General features: G+C 64.8%; 18 protein-coding genes and 1 pseudogene. 3 read left to right on the top strand and 16 right to left on the bottom strand.

What is annotated here, in order from left to right:
• The 13 genes and pseudogenes from hypF to F600_RS0117210 form a co-directional block, all read right to left on the bottom strand.
• Complete coding sequence (gene hypF, locus F600_RS0117270) at positions 1 to 2,250, bottom strand: carbamoyltransferase HypF (RefSeq protein ID WP_018161890.1); 2,250 nt, start codon at positions 2,248 to 2,250, stop codon at positions 1 to 3.
• Between the two features lie 8 nt (positions 2,251 to 2,258).
• Positions 2,259 to 2,501 (bottom strand): HypC/HybG/HupF family hydrogenase formation chaperone, encoded by a 243-nt coding sequence (locus tag F600_RS0117265; RefSeq protein WP_018161889.1) that lies wholly within the window; start codon positions 2,499 to 2,501, stop codon positions 2,259 to 2,261.
• A 3-nt stretch (positions 2,502 to 2,504) separates the two neighbouring features.
• Positions 2,505 to 2,948: a hydrogenase maturation protease gene (locus tag F600_RS0117260; protein ID WP_018161888.1), complete on the bottom strand. Its 444-nt coding sequence runs from the start codon at positions 2,946 to 2,948 to the stop codon at positions 2,505 to 2,507.
• Between the two features lie 11 nt (positions 2,949 to 2,959).
• On the bottom strand, positions 2,960 to 3,079 hold the full coding sequence (locus F600_RS32715) for a DUF6893 family small protein (protein WP_415837792.1): 120 nt from the start codon (positions 3,077 to 3,079) through the stop codon (positions 2,960 to 2,962).
• A gap of 9 nt (positions 3,080 to 3,088) precedes the next feature.
• Entirely contained in the window at positions 3,089 to 4,375 is a 1,287-nt protein-coding gene (locus tag F600_RS0117255) for a hypothetical protein (protein ID WP_018161887.1), read from the bottom strand.
• A complete protein-coding gene (locus F600_RS0117250) occupies positions 4,372 to 5,001 on the bottom strand; it encodes a DUF6084 family protein (RefSeq protein WP_018161886.1) in 630 nt (209 codons plus the stop codon). The genes F600_RS0117255 and F600_RS0117250 overlap by 4 nt, the downstream gene beginning before the upstream one ends.
• Positions 4,998 to 5,612 carry a DUF5947 family protein gene (locus tag F600_RS0117245; RefSeq protein ID WP_018161885.1) on the bottom strand — a complete coding sequence of 205 codons (615 nt, stop codon included), beginning with the start codon at positions 5,610 to 5,612 and terminating at the stop codon, positions 4,998 to 5,000. Before F600_RS0117245 ends, F600_RS0117250 begins: the two co-directional genes overlap by 4 nt.
• Positions 5,609 to 6,487, bottom strand: a complete 879-nt coding sequence (locus tag F600_RS0117240) for a NifU family protein (protein WP_018161884.1) — start codon at positions 6,485 to 6,487, stop codon at positions 5,609 to 5,611. The genes F600_RS0117245 and F600_RS0117240 overlap by 4 nt, the downstream gene beginning before the upstream one ends.
• A gap of 3 nt (positions 6,488 to 6,490) precedes the next feature.
• A complete protein-coding gene (locus tag F600_RS0117235; RefSeq protein WP_018161883.1) occupies positions 6,491 to 8,290 on the bottom strand; it encodes a nickel-dependent hydrogenase large subunit in 1,800 nt (599 codons plus the stop codon).
• Between the two features lie 21 nt (positions 8,291 to 8,311).
• The gene (locus tag F600_RS0117230) at positions 8,312 to 9,367 is read right to left on the bottom strand and encodes an NADH-quinone oxidoreductase subunit B family protein (RefSeq protein ID WP_026306635.1); all 1,056 of its coding nucleotides are present in this window, start codon (positions 9,365 to 9,367) and stop codon (positions 8,312 to 8,314) included.
• Between the two features lie 102 nt (positions 9,368 to 9,469).
• Entirely contained in the window at positions 9,470 to 10,261 is a 792-nt protein-coding gene (gene hypB, locus F600_RS0117225) for a hydrogenase nickel incorporation protein HypB (protein WP_018161881.1), read from the bottom strand.
• A gap of 35 nt (positions 10,262 to 10,296) precedes the next feature.
• Positions 10,297 to 10,620: pseudogene (locus F600_RS31270) on the bottom strand (hydrogenase maturation nickel metallochaperone HypA/HybF); the annotation flags it as partial.
• A gap of 359 nt (positions 10,621 to 10,979) precedes the next feature.
• Positions 10,980 to 11,291 carry a thioredoxin family protein gene (locus F600_RS0117210; protein ID WP_026306634.1) on the bottom strand — a complete coding sequence of 104 codons (312 nt, stop codon included), beginning with the start codon at positions 11,289 to 11,291 and terminating at the stop codon, positions 10,980 to 10,982.
• A 65-nt stretch (positions 11,292 to 11,356) separates the two neighbouring features.
• Here F600_RS0117210 and F600_RS0117205 point away from each other — a divergent pair, with 65 nt between their 5' ends.
• Positions 11,357 to 12,358, top strand: coding sequence for an alpha/beta hydrolase (locus F600_RS0117205; protein ID WP_156024657.1), 1,002 nt, complete (start codon positions 11,357 to 11,359; stop codon positions 12,356 to 12,358).
• Here F600_RS0117205 and F600_RS0117200 read toward each other — a convergent pair.
• The 3 genes from F600_RS0117200 to rox are packed head-to-tail and all read right to left on the bottom strand — an operon-like array spanning position 12,355 to position 16,552.
• Positions 12,355 to 13,761: a wax ester/triacylglycerol synthase family O-acyltransferase gene (locus F600_RS0117200; RefSeq protein ID WP_018161876.1), complete on the bottom strand. Its 1,407-nt coding sequence runs from the start codon at positions 13,759 to 13,761 to the stop codon at positions 12,355 to 12,357. The two genes, F600_RS0117205 and F600_RS0117200, sit on opposite strands and share 4 nt — an antisense overlap.
• Before the next feature lie 3 nt (positions 13,762 to 13,764).
• On the bottom strand, positions 13,765 to 15,111 hold the full coding sequence (locus F600_RS0117195; RefSeq protein WP_018161875.1) for a dipeptidase: 1,347 nt from the start codon (positions 15,109 to 15,111) through the stop codon (positions 13,765 to 13,767).
• 13 nt (positions 15,112 to 15,124) lie between these two features.
• A complete protein-coding gene (gene rox, locus F600_RS0117190; protein WP_018161874.1) occupies positions 15,125 to 16,552 on the bottom strand; it encodes a rifampin monooxygenase in 1,428 nt (475 codons plus the stop codon).
• A gap of 138 nt (positions 16,553 to 16,690) precedes the next feature.
• Between rox and F600_RS0117185 the strand changes: the two genes are divergently transcribed.
• Together F600_RS0117185 and F600_RS0117180 are read left to right on the top strand one after the other, a co-directional pair.
• Positions 16,691 to 17,080, top strand: a complete 390-nt coding sequence (locus tag F600_RS0117185) for a hypothetical protein (RefSeq protein ID WP_018161873.1) — start codon at positions 16,691 to 16,693, stop codon at positions 17,078 to 17,080.
• A gap of 3 nt (positions 17,081 to 17,083) precedes the next feature.
• Complete coding sequence (locus tag F600_RS0117180; protein WP_018161872.1) at positions 17,084 to 17,938, top strand: class I SAM-dependent methyltransferase; 855 nt, start codon at positions 17,084 to 17,086, stop codon at positions 17,936 to 17,938.
• Positions 17,939 to 17,958 lie beyond the last annotated feature (20 nt).

Genomic DNA, 17,958 nt, shown 5'->3' with positions numbered 1-17,958 from the left:
TCACATTGCGTTGGCGGCCAGGATCTGCCCCAATGCGATCCCGCCATCATTTGGTGGCAATTTGCGGTGGCTGATCACGTCGAATCCGTGATCGGTCAACGCCCGGCGTGCCGCGGACAGCAGCACAGCGTTCTGGAAGACGCCGCCGGACAGGGCGGCGACATTGGTTCCGGTGTCGGTCCGGATTCGCTCGGCAAGGTCCACGATGAGCGCCGAGACCGCAGCGTGGAAGCGCGCGCCGATCAGCGCGGCCGGCACGCCGTTTCGCACATCAACGACGACCGCGCGGATGACGGGCGCAGCGTCGATTTCATCTCTCGCGAGCTCGAACGCATATGGCTCGGCGTCGGCATTGGCGGTGAGCCCTTCGAACTCGATCGCGGCTTCGGCTTCGTAATCGACGACGTGGCGGACACCGGCGAGGGATGCGACCGCGTCGAACAGTCGTCCCATGCTCGAGGTCGGGGCGCAGCCGAAACCGGTCTCGAGCTGATGCCGCAGGACTCGTTGTTCGGTCGGCGAGCACGCCGCGACCGACGGGATGTCCGGCGTCCATTCGATGCCCGCGGCCCACAAGTGCGACAACGCCATTCGGTACGGACGTTCCACACTGATGTCGCCGCCGGCGAGCGGGACGTAGCGGAGGTGCCAAAGCCGTTGGAAGCCTTTGTAGTCGGCGAGCATGACCTCGCCGCCCCACACCGCACCGTCGGGGCCGTAGCCCGTGCCGTCGAAGGCGAAGCCGATCACTTGACCAGAGCCGTCGAGCCCGTGCTCCCCCATGACCGCGGCAATGTGCGCGTGATGGTGCTGGACGAGAACAAGCGGGCGATCGCCCTGATGGCGTTTAGCCCAGCCTGTCGAGCGGTACAGCGGGTGCGCGTCGGCCACAACCAGCGTCGGCGATACGGTCGTGAGTTCTTCGAGGTGCTGTTCGGCGTCAGTGAAGGCCTGCAGCGTGGCGAGGTCGTCCATGTCGCCGATGTGCTGGCTCAGCCAGGCATACCGCCCGTCGGCGACCGCACACGTGTTCTTCAGATCGGCGCCGACCGCGAGTGTCGGTTGGACCGGCGTTGGCAGCGCAACGGGCATCGGTGCGTAGCCGCGCGACCGGCGGATCGGGACGTCCTCGCCGTCGACCACCCGGATGACCGAGTCGTCGCATGGCACGAGGATCGCGCGGTTGTGCTGCAGGAATCCGTCGGCAAGGTGCTGCAGCCGGTCGAGGGCGTCGTCGTTGCGGTAGCAGATCGGCTCCCCGCCGAGGTTGCCCGAGGTCATCACGAGAACCTGTGGTCCCGGTGCGTCACCGGGCAATCCGAACAGCAGTTGATGCAGCGGCGTGTAGGCGATCATGAGCCCGAGGTTGCGGTTGTGCGGCGCGACGGACGGCGCGAGAATCTCGCCGCGCTTGGCCGCCAGCAGGATCGGCCGCTGCGGGCACTCGAGCAGGAACCGCTCGCGTTCGTCGAGGTGAACCAAGGACTCCGCGGTCGCGAGATCGGGCACCATGACGGCAAACGGCTTGGCACCGCGCCGCTTTCGTTGTCGCAGAAGTTGCACCGCAGTGTCGTCGTAGGCATCGCAGGCCAGGTGGTAGCCGCCGATTCCCTTCACCGCGACGATTCGTCCACCGGTCAGCATCTCCCGAGCACGGCGAAGGGCGTCTTCCCAGCGGTGAACTTCGCCCGATGCGACGAACTCGAGTTCGGGGCCGCATTGCGGACAGGCGACCGGCTGCGCGTGGAATCGGCGGTCGCCGGGGTCGCGGTATTCGCTGGCGCAGTCGGAACACATCGGGAACACGCTCATCGTCGTAGCTGAGCGGTCGTACGGAAGCTCCCGGATGATCGTGAACCGCGGTCCGCAGTTCGTGCAGTTGACGAATGGGTGGCGGTAGCGGCGATTCGTGGGATCGCGCAGTTCACGGGCGCAATCGGCACACAAGGCGACGTCCGGGGACGCGAGCGTGCGCCCGCCGGTTTTGTTCGTGCTGCCGATGTGGAACCCGGTTCCACCGACGAGGGGAATCTCGACTGCCGTCATCGACTCGACGACCGCGAGGGGTGGCGGGCGGTGCTCGACGCGGTCCGCGAACTCCGCCACGGCGCCTGGTTCGCCTTCGACCTCGATGAAGACACCCGAGCTGTCGTTGCCGACGAATCCGGAAAGAGCGAGTTCGGCCGCGGTCGTGTAGACGAACGGACGGAACCCGACGCCCTGCACGACGCCGTGGACCTCGATGCGCATCCGGGTTCTCAAGGTTCGTCGCCCCGCTGCAGGAGGCGAAGTCCGGCCATTGCGTTCGCGGCGCCGTCGGCGTCAGTCTTCTCCACGGCGAAACCCATGTGGATGATGATCCAGTCGCCCGACTCGAACGTCTCCTCGGGCAGCATGCCGATGTTCACCTTCCGGTGCTCGCCCGCCACATCGACAAGAGCGAGTTGGCCGCCGTAGCCCTCGAGGAGCCGTACGACCTGTCCGGGAATGCCGAGGCACATGAGTCAGCCCGCCTTTGCCAGTTGGGCCACGAGGTTGGTCGCGAGGTCGACGGCCGCGGCGACCGTCGGACTCAGCCCCATCCCTTCATCGATGTTCTCGGCCTCGCAGCCGACGACGATGGTTCGGGGCAGCTCTCCCCCTAGTGCTTTGAGTGACGCGAAGACCGTCGCCGGGTCCATGGCGTGCGCGTCCAGCGCGGCGCCGTTTCCGGCCGCCGCTTCGAGAACGTGCACGGTACCGGGTGCACCGCGGCTGGGTATCGCGTCCACGAGAATCAGTTCGTCGACGCCCTCGAGCAGGTCGTAGGCGAGGTGAACCCCACGGATTCCGTAATCGACGACGCGGATGCCCGGACCAAGGTCGGGCAATCGGCGGACCACCTCGGAGCCGAAGCCATCGTCTCCGAGGAAGATGTTGCCGATGCCGGCGACCAGAATTCCGGGCACTTACCGCACCATCACATTCGACGCATCCGGACATACCGGCGTAGATCCGGCACCGAGCGAATACCCACTACAACGCCGATCAGGACGGCGGCTGCCACAATGACCGTTGCGCCTATGCCAACAATTTCCATTTCAGGCTCCTATCTAGCCGTGAGCGGTTCGACCTCGTCGGGTGCGAAATACAGGTAGCGGCCGAACCATTCATGCAGGTCGGACGCAGGATCGTCATCGAGCACGACACCCACGTGCGCATTGCCGTCGACGTCGGCATGAACCGACGTCACGTGGGCGGTCTTGCCCTCGTAAAACAGGTCATGGGCATCAGCGCGGCGGCCCGGATGCAGGCGCACGTGGCTTCCCTTCGCGACGCGCACACCGTTGACGAGCACAGCGTCGGAATCCGGTGACACGGCAGTGTCAGCCATCGGATCCCACCAGTCGACGCCGTTCGGGACTTCGGGGATCAGGCCCCGCGGACTGCGCAGAATCCCGTGCAGCCGCTGCATGGCGTCGGGGGTCATGGAGTCGCACTGGTCGATGATGCGAGCGGCTTCCGGGTCGGTGGCGCGGGCCTGTGCCTTCTCCTCGTCGGTCATCGTCATGATGCGCAGGGTGAGGATCTCGTCGATCTCGGTCGAGTCGAAGAGCGAGCCTTCGCTCTGCTCGGCGATCTGCGGGTAGTCGTACAGGATGATCGGCGAGATCAAGAGCGTGCGGCGCTGGTCAGGTTCGCCCGCCAGGACCGGGAAGCATCGGTGCTGTTGGCAGCCGACAACGGCGGAGTCCGCGCCCGGTGGCGGATCGATGAGTGAGACGAACTCGCCGGGGGCAGCTTCGACGATCACGTGCGTGCCGATGAACGACCGGGCGATGGCGTCGGTCTTGTCGGTGGCTCGGGCGGCGGTGTTGTGCACCAAGAGGGTGATTCGGGTGAAACCGTCGACGGGTTCGGCCGTCACTTCGAGGAAGCCGTTGAGGCTCTCGCGCGTCCGAACCAATCTCCCGGCAGCGCCGACCATTTCGATGTCCGAGCCGCCGGGGACCTGGAGTGGCAGCAGACGCGGCAGGTCGGCCACGGCGATCGGGCCGTAGGAGATTTCGCGCGGTACGGCTTCGTCCCAGGTGAGCCACGACAACTGGCCGTCAGTGAGTTCGGCGACGCGCTCGAAACCAGAATCGAGAGCCTTCTCGGCATCCCGGCGCTGCAGCTGCAGGAAGCGCACAGTGACGTCGAGCGATGTCTCCCCGGCGACGACAAACTGCGCCTCGAGGTGGTCGTTCTCACCCAGTCCGTCGGCCTCGGCGTTCGGTGGTCCGAGCACCCCGAACTGCCATCGGGCCTGGTTCTTCGTCGCGTTTCCCCGGTACGGATAGAGCAGGTAGCCCTCGTACAGGACGGCATCGGCGACCGCGCGAACAGAACTCATGCCGACGCTCCGAGCAGTTTGCCGACGGTCTCGTCGAAGTCGAGTAGGCCGTGGGCCGCCTTGTATCGGGTGAGTGCCGCAATCGTGTCTTCGTGCAGACGCAGCCAACCGGTGTGCGGGAAATGTTGCGCGATGAGCGCGCGCCAGGTGGCCACCGGCAACTCGTGGTGATCCTCGCGATCCCAGGGGATCTGCTGAACGGCGAATCCGTCGGTGCCCTTCAGGAATACCGTGCCGCTGAACAGGAACAACAGCGGGATCGACCCGTTTCGGAGGGCGTGCAGGTACTTCGAGGCGGCGACGTCGAAGTCGTAGGTGCATTCGAGCGGCAGGTCGATCTCGGTCGCGCCGGAGAACCCGCGCAACATCGTCGCGCAGTGGAGCCACAGGAAAGTGCGCTGCGTGTCGGCCCAGCGCTCGCGGGGTCCGAACAGGTCGGTGAGACCCGCGGCCTCCTCGTCGTCGTAGCGGCGGCGCATCGGCTCGATTCGCACCTGGCAGCGCAGCGCGATCGCATGCACCGGCATCTCCTCGAGTGAAGCGACACCCACCCGCGCCCGGAGAACCGGTGTGACTGAATAGGGTTCCGGAGTCACATCGAGGACGGCGAACGTGATGCCACTCATGACGTCACCGCCTGGCTGCGCGCTCGGATTCGTTCGAAGAATTCGTCGATGAATGCGCGGACATCCTGCCCACCGTCGAATCCGCGCCACAGCATGCGCAGCCGACCGACGAACTCGTAGCAGGCGTCGATCGGAAGCAAGAAACAATCCGGGCCCGGCATCCGCATGAGCAGCGCTTCGACGTCGTCGGTGAGCATTTTCACCCGCGGGTCGGCTGCGGTGATGTCGTCCCAGGCACTCATCGACAGCTCGGATTCCGTCGCCCCGGCCGGGCCGGGGTAGAACGCGACCATCCGGTCCTGGAGGGAGTTCCGGAAGAAGAACGCCAATCCGACCGGAATTTCCAAGGCGTCCCAGTGCGCCGGGCTCAACGCGAAGTCTCCGAACTCCAGGTATCGGTCCGGGACCGCGCGATACCGGAGATCGGCTGATTGATCGGTGAACAGCAGATAGCAGGGGCGGCACACGCACAGCAATTGCCGCCCCGCGACATTCACGACGTGCGAGTGCTCGTCGGAGATGGGCTCGGTGCACATCTCGCATCGCTCGCCGGCGGAGCTGGGACGACGATTGGCCCGGATCCGCTGCAAGACGTCGTACGCACTGTTCATCCCGAGACTCCGGCCGGTATCGCGACCGAAAGCACGCCGTCACGCATGAGGAGCGGCAACGGATCGAGATGGGTGTCGCTGTCGAGGCTGGCCCCCGCGTGGACGACGTCGAAATGCGATCGGCAACGGGGGCAACGCAATACGGCCGGCGACGCACCGGTGCCGCGATGCAGGACGGCACCCGCCATCGAACTCAGGCACGCCGGACAGCGATCGCGATACGCGTACAACTCATCGCCCACCCGGCAGGCCAGCACAGTCGCGCCGTTGACCGCGAAGCCGCCGACTTCCCCCGCGGTCAACGACGCTATCTCTGGCACGTGGTGCCAGCTCGTCCCGTTGGCGTGCACTTTCGAGAAGAGCGATGCCGCTGGGATGACCTTTTCTGCCTTCTCGGCAGGTACCACCTCGATCTCTTCGATCTCGGGTGCAGCGGCCCGAATCGCGTCTTCGACCGCGAATTCGAGCGTCACCGACGAGGACGGGCAGCTCTGGCAGCTCCCCGCGAACTGGAGTTTGACGACGTTGTCCGCGACGCTGAGCAGCTTGACGTCACCGCCATGCGAACCGAGGTATGGCCGCACCCGTTCGAGTGCATCGGCTACCCGTTGCTGCAGGTCGTGCGGATGCAGACCGTGGACGAGCAGCAGGCTGGCCACCAACTCGTCCGCGGCAAGCCGGTCAAGCGTCGGTGCGGGCACAGACGCGGCAACGCGCGAGAGCGCCGACCCGTAAAGGTCGGCGACCTCGTGCACGAGCATCTCGGCCCGCTCGCGGACCGCAGGCCCGCCGGCCGACATGGCGTCGAGGAGATTCTGGATCCGCTCTCCGGCCGAGCGCCAGTGGTCGTCGTTGGTACCCACTTCGCCCGGCATGGTTCACTCCGCCGTGAGGGTTTGAGTCGGAGAGTGGAGCTTCTCCAGGGTCTTCCCTTCGCCGAGGTACATGTGCACTCCGCACGGCAGGCACGGGTCGAAGCTGCGGACCGTCCGCATGACATCGATGCCTTTGAAGTGCTCCCGGTCGTTCTCCTCGAAGATGGGCTGTCCTTGAACGGCGTCCTCGTAGGGACCGGGTGTCCCGTAGCTGTCGCGCGGATTCGCGTTCCACGGCGTCGGCGGATACGGATGGTAGTTCGCGATCTTGCCGTCACGAATCACCATGTGGTGGCTGAGCACACCGCGTACGGCCTCGGTGAAACCACACCCGATCGCTTCATTCGGGACGTCGAACTTCTCCCACGTCTTCGTCCGTCCGGCACGGATTTCCGCGATCGCCTTTTCGCAGAAGTGCAGGGCGCACGCTGCGGCGTAGGCCTGGAAGTACGTTCGTGCGCGGTTCCGCTCGATGGTGTTGCTGCCGGCCGCCGGAATCTTCCACTCCATCGAGACCGGGCCCTTGAGCGCGGTCTTCGGGAAGTTGATCTGCACGCTGGTGCCGGTCGCCTTCACGTAGCCGATGTCGACGAGCCCGGCCAACGCGGTGGACCACAGGCGAGCCAAGGGGCCACCACCGGTGTCGAGGGCGAGATGGTCCTTGCCGTCGTACCAGCGCGGCGACATGACCCAGCTGTACTTGCCGCCCTCCTCCATGTTGCGCTTCTGCGGCTTCGGGTTGGTGTGCTGGTTCCACGGGTGCCGGCGATCGACCGGGTTGCCGAGCGGGTCGTTCTTGACGAACATCTCCTGGTCGGTCCAGTCGTCGTAGTACGAGCTGCCCAGCAGAATCCGGATACCGAGGTTGATGTCGACGAGCGAGGTCGTGACGAGCTTGCCGTCGACCACGACGCCCGGGGTCACGAACATCGCCCGGCCCCACTTCTCCATGTCCTTGTAGGCGAAGTTGCACACCGCCGGATCCTGGAAGGAACCCCAGCATCCGAGCAGGGTCCGCCGGAGGCCGACCTTGTCGTAGCCCGGCAGTGCTTCGTAGAAGAAGTCGAACAGGTCGTCGTGCATGGGCACGACCTTCTTCATGAACTCCACGTAGCGCATGAGACGGGTCTGGTAGTCGGTCATGAGTTGGATCGTCGCGACCGTGCCGATGCCGCCGGGGTACAGCGTCGACGGGTGGACGTGACGGCCTTCCATGAGGCAGAACATCTCTCGCGTCCACCGGCTGACGACGAGCGCTTCGCGGTAGAACTCGCCGGTGAACGGGTTGAGGGCCCGCATGATGTCCGCGATGGTCCGGTAGCCGTGGGCGTCGGAGTTCGGTGCCTTGGTCTTCTCGGCCTTGGCCAACACCTTCGGGTTGGTCTCCGAGACCATCTTTTCGCAGTAGTCGACCCCGACCAGGTTCTCCTGGAAGATGTTGTGGTCGAACATGTACTCGGCGGCCTCACCGAGATTGACGAGCCACTCACCCAGGTGAGGTGGCTTCACGCCGTAGGCCATGTTCTGGCAGTAGCACGAACACGTGGCGTGGTTGTCGCCGCAGATTCCACAGATGCGGCTCGTGATGAAGTGTGCGTCGCGAGGGTCTTTGCCCTTCATGAAGATCGAGTAGCCGCGGAAGATCGACGACGTGCTGTGGCATTCCACCACTTGACGGTTCTTGAAGTCGATCTTGGTGTAGATGCCGAGACTGCCCACAATGCGGGTGATGGGGTCCCAGGCCATCTCCACCAGATTGCCGGAATCGGTCCTTTGCGACGGCTCGGGGATGATCGTTGTCATCGGATGCCTCTGCAGTTCGGGTTACCAGGTGCGGGTGGCACCGGTGGTGAGCTTGTCGCCCTTGTGCCGCCAGTGCGGCTCCTTGTCGACGGTCTTTGCGGTGATTCCGCGCAGCTTGCGAATGAGCGAGCCGTACGCCTTCGAGCCGGCGGACGATAGCTTTCCGCCTGGCGGTTCGTCCATGAATGGCATGAACTTGTCCGGGAATCCGGGCATCGTGCAGCCGATGCAGATCCCGCCGACATTCGGGCATCCACCGACACCATTGACCCAACCACGTTTGGGCACATTGCATTTCACCACTGGACCCCAGCAGCCGAGCTTGACGATGCACTTCGGCGAGCCATACTCGGTCGCGAAGTCACCCTGCTCGTAGTAGCCCGCGCGATCGCAACCTTCGTGAACGGTGGCACCGAAGAGCCACGTGGGGCGAAGGGCTTCGTCGAGCGGGATCATCGGCGCCTGGCCGGTCGCCATGTAGAGCAGATAGGTCAGGGTTTCGGACAGGTTGTCCGGGTGGATCGGGCAACCGGGAACGCACACGATCGGAATCCCGGCCTTGGACTTCCAGTCCCAGCCGAGATAGTCGGGTACACCCATCGCTCCGGTCGGGTTTCCGGCCATCGCGTGTATGCCGCCGTAGGTCGCGCACGTCCCGACGGCAACGACCGCGGTCGCTTTCGGCGCAAGCCGGTCGAGCCATTCGCTCGTGGTCATGGGTTGTCCGGTCGCGGGGTTGTTTCCAAACCCGCACCAGTAACCCTCCGCGTGCAGCTTTTCGTTGGGGATGGATCCTTCGACGACGAGGACGAACGGCTCCAGTTCTCCACGGTCGGCCTTGAAGAACCATTCGAGGAAGTCGTCTGCCCCACCGTTGGGGCCACATTCGAAATCGATAAGGGGCCAGTGGACAGCGACCTGAGGCAGTCCGGGAAGTGCGCCCAGCGCAATTTCCTCGATACTCGGCTGGGTAGCGGCAGTCAACGCTACCGAGTCGCCATCACAACTGAGCCCAGCGTTGATCCAGAGAATATGGATCAACGCTGACTCTGCTTTGACTGCTGCTTCTGTGGGCACGATGCAGCTTTCGCGGGGGCGGTGGGCTGGGAGCCCCCTCGCGTCGCAGGAGCTGTCCTTCAGCCCACTTGCGTGACGCTAACTTTCAGCGTCTGCCCATTTTCAATCACTGTCAATGCTTGTCCGACAATTCATCTCGACCCATCCGAACCACGCGTCGAGACCCTCCCCAGACTTCGCGGAAACGGGTAGAACAGTGACGTCTGGATTCACCAATCGTGCGTACTGCGAGCAACTTTCAAGGTCAAAATCGACGTAGGGCAGCAAGTCGATCTTGTTCACGAGGACCAGCGTCGCGGCCGCGAACATATGCGGATACTTCAGCGGTTTGTCGGTGCCCTCGGTAACCGAGATGACGACGACTTTGCCCATTTCACCGAGATCGAACATTGCCGGGCAAACCAGGTTTCCGACGTTCTCGATGAACAGAATCGAACCTGTTTCGGGTTGGAGTTTGGCAACGGCGCGGTCGATCATGCTCGCGTCGAGGTGGCATCCCGCGCCGGTGTTGACCTGCACGACGTTCGCCCCCGCCGAGTGGATGCGATCGGCGTCGAGGGTCGTTTCCTGGTCGCCCTCGATCACCGAGACCGAACGCTTGCCGCTGAGTTCTCGGATGGTGCGTTCCAGAAGTGTGGTCTTGCCGGACCCAGGTGAGCTGGTCAGGTTGAGGACGGTGATGTCGTGGTCGGCGAACCAGCGCCGGTTCTGCTCGGCGATCGCGTCGTTCTTTGCGAGGACTTTCTGCTCGAGCGTCAGCGTCTCGTGCGGGTGTTCATGTTCGTGCTCGTGTTCATGCACGTGGTGATGGGTGTGGGTGTGCCCATCATGGGTGTGGGTTTCGATCGTGATTACCGAGCCGTCGGACTCGCCGCATCCGCAGGTTGCGCACATTGTTGTTCTCGATTCTGAGGGTCTTCTCGATCCTCGACGTCGATGGAAAGAATGCGTATGTCCCGACCGCTTCGCACCACGACATCGGCGCTGCCACAGGGGCACAACAGAATGAAATCGTCGAATTGAACGTCGTTGCCGCAGCTGCGACACGACCCGGCACCCGGCGTGACGGTCAGTTCGAGGCGGGCGCCGGCAGCAAGGGTGCCTTCGGTCGCCAGCTCGAAGCAGAACTCCATCGCATCCGGGAACACGCCGGTCAACGCCCCGGCCTCGACCCGCACCACCGACACGCGTCTACCCGCGGCGGCCTCGCACACCGCATCGATGAGACTTTCGGTAATCGCCAGTTCGTGCATCACGACCTCGCCAGGAACGGTTATTTCCACGATAGGCCGGTGACCAGCGGGGCGACAGAGATGACCCGATGGTCGAGGCGCCCCAACCTCGCAATGGAGATGCTCGGGGACGGATGACATGCCAACATGTGGCATCTGCCGTCCGCCATGTGGAGGCGCGACGGTACCGTGCATCCAGTGCCGTAGAGAGCGCCTGATCAGGTGCTCTAGACGGCAGGCTATGCACCTGACCTCGGTATTCGACGCTTGAACCGGCAAGCGATGCATTCTTCTGTCGTCCAACTCACCGGAAAATGTCCGGCGGACGTTCGTCCAGCCGCGATTCTGCAATGCCTACTGACCGCGGGTTTTCCTGCTGTCTAGAGAAACTCCGCGAGCTCGGACTCCAGCTCCTGCTTCGTCTTCCGGCCCGTGATCGTCTTCACGACCTTGCCCTGATCGAACACTTTGAGCGTCGGAGCGGCGGTGACGCCGTATTCGTACGCGATGGCCGGTTCGTTCCCGACGTTGACGGTGTAGATCGGCAGCCCCTGGTCCCCCAGCTCCGAGACCGCGGGCATCGTCGCCTTGCACGCGCCGCACCAGGTGGCCCAGAACGCGACCACGACGGGCTGCTCGTGCTTGAGCACCGTCGTCCAGAAGTTCGAGTTGCCGACCTCGTTCATTGCCATGCTGGGGAAACGCCGAACGCCGGGGATTGATTCCAGCCCGCGGCGCGCAGTGCCATGCTGGGGTTATGTCGAACGCCCAACGGTCATCGGTGACCTGGCCTCGAGTCGCCCGAAATGTGCGCCGCATCGTCACTCGCGGTGGACTCCGAGCAGCCGGTCAGTACACCCGCGGCATGGCCGCACGTGAAACCCTGACGCTGCCTGAGGTTCGCGCCATGCGAATCATGCTCGAGAGGTACATGACGAGGCCAGCGATGGCAGCCGATCGCAGTACGCGCGTCGAACAGGTTCGCGCGGCCTTCGACAACGACCAGGTCCGCGGCGAATGGGTCGAACGGCCCGGCGTCGGACCGCGCAGCGAGGCAGTCATCCTGTACATCCACGGCGGCGGCTTCGTCGCCGGGTCTCCGCTGTCGCATCGGGGCCTGACCAGCGAGATCTCCGCGCGTACCGGACGTCCGGTGTTCTCCGTCGACTATCGGCGCGCACCCGAGTACCCCTATCCGGCGGCCGCCGATGACGCTCTCCGGGCGTACAAGTGGCTCCTCGCATCGGGACTTGACGCTTCTCAGATCGTCGTTGCAGGCGACTCCGCGGGCGGACATCTGACGCTTGGACTGCCGCCGCGTGCGAAGCGGGCTGGACTCCCCACTCCCGCCGGCGTCGTTGCGCTCTCTCCGGTCGTTGATCCGAAGATGGCGCTGAGTCGCCGGTGGGTGCGCGATCACGACGCCGATCTTCCGGACTACTTCACCGACGCGGGCCGCACGCTCATGGCGGCGCACTGGCGCAACGTATCCGCGGAGCACCGCGAAATGTTGCTCACCAACGACGACCTCACGGTCATGCCGCCGGTTCTCGTTCAGGCGAGCGACAACGAATTGCTCGCCGGCGATGCCGAGCACTACGTCGAGCGGCTCAACGCGGTCGGCGGCAAAGGCCGACTACACCTGTATCACAACAAGTTCCACGTGTTTCAGGTCTCGCATCGAGTGTCGAAGAACGCCTCACAGGCACTCGACGAGATTGCCGCATTCGTGGACGAAGTGAGCCCGAAGGGTCGCTAGGTTCCGAGTTCGAGGACCTCGTCGAGTTCCGCACGAAGCGCGGCGAGAGCGACGTCGACGCCCGGGTCGAGCCACTTGTCGGCGGTGACTCCGAAGCAGACGCGCCCGTTGTAGGACAGGACGCCGACGCCGAAGCCCTGGTCAGCGGGGTTGAGAGACATAACTGGAAACACGCCGTGCACCGCGGAGCCGTTGAAGTACAGCGGCATCTGCGGGCCAGGCACGTTGGACACGACAATGTTCTGAATCGAGCCGCCATCGTCGCGCGGCCGGGGCATGGCGGAGAGCGCGCTGGACATGAGTGGTGGAACGACTCCGGTCATGTCCAGAGCGACCGAGCCGGCGATGACTTCGGCCGACCCTTTGATCTTCCGCATCCGCTCCGAAATCAGTGCGATTCGCTTCGCGGGATCCCGTTCGGAAACCGGCAGGTCGACGAAGACGACGGCGATCCGGTTACCGCCCGACGAATCACCCGGTGGCCGTACCGACACCGGCACGAGCGCGACGGGGTCCTGCTCCAGACTCGATAGCGCGAAACCCGCGGCTTCGAGATAGCGCGCAACCTGACCGGAAACCGCTGCGAGGATGGCGTCGTTCACCGTTCCACCATTGGCCTTGGCGGCCCGTTTGAGTCCGTCGAGCGGTGCTGTGGTCCACGCGAAGGAACGGTTGGCACTGATCGGCTTGTTGAACGGCAGAGGCGCCGCCGACGATCGCAGCTTCTGCAATGCGCGCACCAGCCCAGTGGCGAGGCGCAGGTCGCTTTCGGCTTGTCGCGGGTCCAGCGCGCGGTCGAGCATCCATTCGGTCGCAGTGACCGCGATCCGCTGCGTCATGCTGAGGTTTCGCATCGGAATTCGCGCGAAGTAGTGATAGAGCTTCGAATGCTGGCGCGGTTCGGATTCCTCTTCGGAAACCGGCGGGACCGGCTGCGGCTCGGGAGTCATGTCCATCAGCACCATGAACACGCCGACCGCGCTCATTCCGTCCACGAGTGCGTGGTGCATCTTGACCAGCACGGCGGACTGCTCATTGGGCAGACCTTCGATGACGTGCAACTCCCACAGCGGCCGCGACCGATCGAGCCGCGAGGACATTGCCTTGCCGACATAGCGAGCGAGTTCGGCCTCGGACGTCACGTGCGTGGAATGCACGTGCCAGTGGGTGTCGTAGTTGTCGTCGTCGACCCAAACGGGGTGGCGCTCGCCGAACCAGGACTCCTGCAATCGCTGGGTGTACCGAGGCAACAGGTGAATTCGCTCGTCGATGCGCCGCACCAGGGCGTCGTACGTGACCCCGGGCCCGGCATCGGTGAGAACCAAACCACCGACGGTCATGTTCACGTTGCCTTTTTCGGCGGTCAGGGTCGCGCGGTCGGTTGCCGACAGTGAATCACCCATAGATCACCCGTAGTCCTTGGCGCCGAGCCGCGCAAGCAGGTACGCCTCCGCCAGGCAGGCTCGTTTCCATTCGGCGAGGTGCAATCCTTCGTTCGCGCCGTGTGCCCGGGTATCCGGGTCTTCCACGCCCGTGACCAGGACCGTCGCGTCCGGGAATGCCTCGCGGAACGACGCGATGAATGGAATTGAGCCGCCGACACCCATGTGGATGGGCTCGGTGCCGTCCCACGCGTCGCGCAATGCCTCTCGTGCCACGTCGTAGATCGGCCCGATCGGGTCGATCGAGGTGGGTTCCGCCGCGTCTCCGGGCGTGAACGTAAGTTTCGCGCCCCACGGGACATGTTGTTCGAGATGCGATCGAACCGCGGCAAGCGCCCGCTCGGCGGTGTCGCCAGGCGCGAGCCGCACCGAGATCTTGGCGCGGGCATTGGCACTCAGGGTGTTGCTCGCCTGCGCGACAGACGTGACGTCCATGCCGACCACGGTGATCGCGGGTTTCGTCCACAACCGTTCGACGGCGGTGCCCGAGCCGATGAATTCGACGCCGTCGAGAATTCCGCTCTCGGCGCGCAGGCGGTAAACCGGGTAGTCGACCGGAGCGGCGGTTCCGCTGTGCAGCCCGGCTACGGCGACGTTGCCGTCGCCATCGTGGAGAGTTCCGAGCAGACGGATCAGTGCGGTGACAGCGTCCGGAACGAGGCCACCCCACATGCCGGAATGCACCGCATGATCGAGGGTCCGGATTTCGACGGTCCCGTCGACGAGACCGCGCAAGCTCGTAGTCAACGCCGGCACGCCGATATCCCAGTTGCCGGAGTCGGCGATCACGATGGCGTCGGCACGAAGCAGCTCGGAGTGTGCGGCGAGGAATGCGGCCAACGTCGGCGACCCGACTTCCTCCTCCCCCTCGACGAGTACGGTCACTCCGACCGCGAGGTCGTCGCCGAGAGCCCGGATCGCCGCCAGGTGGACCGCGATTCCGGCTTTGTCATCAGCGGCGCCGCGCCCGTACAGGCGAGCACCTACCTCGGTGGGCTCGAAAGGCTCGGTTGTCCAGTCCTGGCGCTTGCCGGTCGGCTGCACGTCGTGGTGGGCGTAGAGCAGAACCGTCTTCGCTCCTGGCGGTGCCGGCCGACGGGCCACCACCGCGGGAGCGCCGCCATTCGCCGTCAGAATCTGAACGTCGAACCCCTCCTGCCGAAACAGGTCGGCGACCGCTTCCGCGGACCGCTGCACGTCGGCCGCATGCTCGGGAAGTGCACTGACACTGGGGATTCGAACGAGTGCCTCGAGGTCTGCGCGGACGGACGGAAGGACCGCTTCGACGGCCTGGCGTACTTCTTTCGTCACCCGCCCATCTTGTCTAATCGGCCGGGCTGCCGAACCACTTTGCGAGGTGCTGGCGTAGATCTTGCTGGTCGTCACCCACCCAGGCCACGTGGCCGTCGGGTCGCAGCAACACCGCGGGCGCATCGAGTTCGGCGCTGGTGTCGACAACATGGTCGACGCGGTCGGCCCAGCCCTCGACCGATAGTCCGCCCGTCTGGTCCAGCAGGAGTCCGCGCCCGGCGTGCATGCGGTCGTAGAGGTTGCCGTCCTTCAGCGTGATGTCCCGTAGGCGACGTCCGAGCAGTTTGTCGCCCTCGCCGAAGTCGTACCGGACCGAGATGGCGGTGATCTTCTCGGTCAGATACCGGCTGACCTCGTCGAAGTCCATCAGTTCCGACACCAGACGGCGGACGGACTGCGCGTCCGGATCCGAGGAGATGAGCACCATCTGGGCGCGTGTGTTGTCGAGCACCGACGCGGCGACGGGATGGCGCTCGGTCTCGTAGGTGTCCAGCAACTCCGGCGGCGCCCATCCGTTGATCGTCGCGGCGAGCTTCCAGCCGAGGTTGAACGCGTCCTGAATGCCCAGGTTGAGCCCCTGTCCGCCCGTGGGCGGATGGACGTGAGCGGCATCGCCGGCCAGAAGAACGCGATCTGCTCGATACCGCTCAGCGAGACGTGTGCCATCGCCGAACCGCGACATCCAGCGCGGCGAATGAACGCCGAAGTCAGTGCCGGCGTGAGCGTGCAACTCCTTCTTGAAGTCGTCGATCGTAGGCATGACCGTGCGGTCATGAATCAAGTCGGATGCCGGCACGACGACGCGATAGACGCCCTCTCCGAAAGGCGCCAGCCCGAATCGCAGCTCCTTCTTACGGACCTCGGCGACGATGGCCGCGATCTCCGGCCAGGGCATGTCAGCGCTCATTTCACCGAGCAACGTCTGGACCCGGCTCGGCTCGCCCGGAAAGCCGATTCCGACGAGCTTGCGAACGGTGCTGCGCCCACCGTCGCAGCCGACGACGTAACGCGCCCGGAGGTGCGTTCCGTCCGTCAGTTCCAGGGTCACGCCGTCTGCATCCTGGCTCAGCCCGACCACTTCGTAGCCGCGCCGGACCTCAGCGCCGGCCTCGACCGCGTGCTCGGCGAGGAGTCGATCGATCTTCGGCTGCGGCAATCCCAGGACAAAGCCGTGTGCCGTGTCGAGTCCGGTTGGTTTCGGCTTCGGGATGGCGGCGAAGAATCCGCCGAGCGGGTACTCCGTTCCCTCGGCCATAAAGCGATCCAGGATTCCGCGTTGAGCCATGATCTCCAGGCTGCGGACGTGCAGACCGAGCGCCCGGACGAAGATCGTCGGCTCGGCATCCTTCTCCAGCACAAGCACATTCACGCCGTGGAGCCGCAGCTCGCCAGCCAGCATCAAGCCCGTCGGTCCCCCACCGACAACGATCACATCGAACATCAGTCCCCCTCGAACGTCGGCTTCGGCAGCGATTGTGCAGCATGACCGGGGTCTTGCGGCAAGCCCCCTTCCTCGCGATATGGTGAAGAGGGAAAGAAGCCATGGCCCGCTTCACACATACGGGCGTACGGTCGAATCGTGAGCGATGGTTGGCTGACCGTCGAGGTCTTCGACGGGCCGTTCCCAGGACATCAGTGGTGGCGGGCGCACAGCGCTGGACTCATCGAGGCTGCCATCACCAACCGCGCGCGAAATTGGTACATGCACGAACACCGCTGGGGGTTCGTCGTCGAGTTCGAGTTCGCCACGGATGAGGACGCGGAGGCGTTCCGGCAACTGCCGGCGATCCAAGCGGCCCTTGACGCAGTCCCGGACAAGAGTGCTGGTCTGCTGGTTTATCGAGGACGCGGTGGCGGGAGCGGAAGCCGAGTTCCACGCGGGCCCCGGCCGATTCGAACCTCCGACGCGGCCGCCCGTCCGATTCCGGAAGAGCACCGAACACTCCGCCTCGAACTGATCGGTTGTTAGCCCGTGGCGTTTGAACAGGCAGGTCCAAGCCGCACGGCTCTGGCGACGGCCTATGCGCGCGCTTATCACCACTTCGTCGACGAGCCCAAGATTCTCAACGATCACCTCGCCAACCGGCTCCTCGGTGCTGCGGAGGACGACGTGCTCGAACGCGAGGCCGCGACTCTCGGCAGTGCCACCGATCCCGACTGGGCGCGGATTCGGCGGTTGTTGGTCGTGTCGCGGGCACGATTCGCCGAAGACATCATCGCGCAGGAACTGGGTCACGGTCAGGTCGTCATCCTCGGCGCCGGCCTCGATACGTTCGGCTACCGGCACGAGTTGGCCGACGTCACGGTGTTCGAGGTCGACCATCCGGCGACGCAGGATTGGAAGCGCCGTCATCTTGCGAAGGCCGAGATCGAGATTCCGGAGTCGCTGCACTTCGTTCCCGTCGACTTCGAGACCGACGATCTCGCCGACCGGCTCGCGGCGGCTGGGTTCGACCGCAGTGTCCCTACTGTTTTCGCGTGGCTCGGCGTGACGATGTATCTCACCGAGCCCGCGATCGCCGGCACTCTCGAGTACGTCGCCGCGCACGAAGGTCCGGTGTGGTTGGTCGTCGACTATCTCCCGCCCGCGGGACCGACCGGTGCCCAGTCGCTGAGTGAGCGGGCCGCGCGCGTGGCCGCCGTCGGTGAACCGTGGTTGAGCTACTTCACGCCCGAGTCGATGGGTACTCTTCTGCGCCAGCACGGCTTCCGAATCATTGATGACCGCAGCGCGCAGGACCTACTCGCCGGGTACGGCGCGGATGTCTCCTGGAGAGCCGATTCTGCAGCGCCACCGCATGTTCTTTGTGCGCACAAACAACATTGACTTTTGTTTCTGCGGTTCGG

The organism is Smaragdicoccus niigatensis DSM 44881 = NBRC 103563 (genome assembly GCF_000380645.1).
Lineage (GTDB): Bacteria > Actinomycetota > Actinomycetes > Mycobacteriales > Mycobacteriaceae > Smaragdicoccus > Smaragdicoccus niigatensis.
Note: the sequence above shows the minus strand (reverse complement) of the source record. Positions and strands in the feature narration are given on the sequence as shown.

Coding starts and splice junctions, on each gene's coding strand:
- hypF (WP_018161890.1), bottom strand. CDS start 2,250: ATGCGCATCGAGGTCCACGGCGTCGTGCAGGGCGTCGGGTTCCGTCCG.
- F600_RS0117265 (WP_018161889.1), bottom strand. CDS start 2,501: ATGTGCCTCGGCATTCCCGGACAGGTCGTACGGCTCCTCGAGGGCTAC.
- F600_RS32715 (WP_415837792.1), bottom strand. CDS start 3,079: ATGGAAATTGTTGGCATAGGCGCAACGGTCATTGTGGCAGCCGCCGTC.
- F600_RS0117255 (WP_018161887.1), bottom strand. CDS start 4,375: ATGAGTTCTGTTCGCGCGGTCGCCGATGCCGTCCTGTACGAGGGCTAC.
- F600_RS0117250 (WP_018161886.1), bottom strand. CDS start 5,001: ATGAGTGGCATCACGTTCGCCGTCCTCGATGTGACTCCGGAACCCTAT.
- F600_RS0117245 (WP_018161885.1), bottom strand. CDS start 5,612: ATGAACAGTGCGTACGACGTCTTGCAGCGGATCCGGGCCAATCGTCGT.
- F600_RS0117240 (WP_018161884.1), bottom strand. CDS start 6,487: ATGCCGGGCGAAGTGGGTACCAACGACGACCACTGGCGCTCGGCCGGA.
- F600_RS0117235 (WP_018161883.1), bottom strand. CDS start 8,290: ATGACAACGATCATCCCCGAGCCGTCGCAAAGGACCGATTCCGGCAAT.
- hypB (WP_018161881.1), bottom strand. CDS start 10,261: ATGTGCGCAACCTGCGGATGCGGCGAGTCCGACGGCTCGGTAATCACG.
- F600_RS0117210 (WP_026306634.1), bottom strand. CDS start 11,291: ATGGCAATGAACGAGGTCGGCAACTCGAACTTCTGGACGACGGTGCTC.
- F600_RS0117205 (WP_156024657.1), top strand. CDS start 11,357: ATGTCGAACGCCCAACGGTCATCGGTGACCTGGCCTCGAGTCGCCCGA.
- F600_RS0117200 (WP_018161876.1), bottom strand. CDS start 13,761: ATGGGTGATTCACTGTCGGCAACCGACCGCGCGACCCTGACCGCCGAA.
- rox (WP_018161874.1), bottom strand. CDS start 16,552: ATGTTCGATGTGATCGTTGTCGGTGGGGGACCGACGGGCTTGATGCTG.